Below are 1,552 nucleotides of genomic sequence, written 5' to 3' on the forward strand. Positions count from 1 at the left end.
ACCTGACCCGGTTGGCCGCTTCACCATGCGGGAAGGTCCGTCAAGGCGTATTGTAAGCGAGGATATGAGCCCCTTACGGCGGCTGGGTGATCCACATGCCCGGGTCAATTCGACCATTCACTTCTAATTTTTGCCAGATTTATGGATGAGTGGGCTTGATTAGTCAAAATGTTATCGTTAACATGGCGTTGTTTTGAATAAAACGCCACTTTTTCAATTTACGGAGACATCCATGCCCATCCATTCCACCCCCGTCATTACGGCTTTGCGGGTGATCCCCGTTGCGGGGCGCGACAGCATGTTGCTGAACCTGAGCGGCGCACACAGCCCGTTTTTTACCCGCAACCTGCTGATCCTGACCGACAACGCGGGCCGTATCGGCGTGGGCGAAGTACCCGGTGGTGAAAAAATCCGCCAGACGCTGGAAGATGCCAGTGCGCTGGTGGTCGGCCAGCCCATAGGCTCGCACCAGCGCGTGCTGCAGCAGGTGCAAAAGCAGTTTGCCGACCGCGATACCGGCGGGCGCGGTCTGCAGACTTTTGACCTGCGCACCACCATCCACGCGGTGACGGCCATCGAATCCGCGCTGCTGGATTTGCTGGGCCAGCACCTGGACGTGCCGGTCGCCGCCTTATTGGGCGAGGGCCAGCAACGCGATGCAGTCGAAATGCTGGGCTATCTGTTTTATGTGGGCGACCGCACCCAAACCGATTTGCCGTACGTCACCGACCCCGGTGCCGACAACGACTGGTTCCGCCTGCGCCACGAAGCCGCCATGACCCCCGAGGCGGTGGTGCGGCTGGCCGAAGCCGCCCGCGAACGCTATGGTTTTAACGACTTCAAGCTCAAGGGTGGTGTACTGCGTGGCGAGGACGAGATCCAGGCCATGCACGCGCTGCACGCCCGCTTTCCCGAGGCGCGCGTCACCCTGGACCCGAACGGCGGCTGGTTGCTGAAAGACGCGGTGCGCCTGATGCGCGATATGCGTGGCGTGGTGGCCTATGCCGAAGACCCGTGCGGGGCCGAGGACGGTTTTTCGGGCCGCGAGGTGATGGCCGAATTTCGCCGTGCCACCGGTTTGCCCACGGCCACCAACATGATCGCCACCGACTGGCGCCAGCTCAGCCACGCGCTGTCGCTGCAGTCGGTAGATATTCCGCTGGCCGACCCGCATTTTTGGACCATGGCGGGCTCGGTACGGGTGGCGCAGACCTGCCGCGACTGGGGGCTGACCTGGGGCTCGCATTCCAACAACCACTTTGACGTGTCGCTGGCCATGTTCACCCACGTAGGGGCGGCCGCGCCGGGCCGCGTCACGGCAATCGATACCCATTGGATTTGGCAGGATGGGCAGCGCCTCACCAAAGAACCGCTGCAGATCCAGGGCGGCTTGGTGCAGGTGCCGAAAAAGCCCGGTCTGGGCGTGGAGCTGGACATGGTGGAAGTGGAAAAAGCCCACCAGCTGTACCTGCAGCACGGCCTGGGAGCGCGCGACGATGCCATGGCCATGCAGAGCCTGTTGCCGGGCTGGAAGTTTGACCCCAAGCGCCCG

1 protein-coding gene is annotated in these 1,552 nt (G+C 62.5%); it reads left to right on the forward strand.

Annotation, left to right across the window (positions count from 1 at the left end; all coding sequences use genetic code 11):
* Positions 1–232: 232 nt before the first annotated feature.
* A partial coding sequence (gene gudD / locus ABI213_RS00445; RefSeq protein WP_348025656.1) for a glucarate dehydratase occupies positions 233–1,552 on the forward strand: 1,320 nt, incomplete at its 3' end.

Origin of the sequence: Rhodoferax sp. (assembly GCF_039922535.1) — a bacterium.
Taxonomy (GTDB): domain Bacteria; phylum Pseudomonadota; class Gammaproteobacteria; order Burkholderiales; family Burkholderiaceae_C; genus Rhodoferax_B.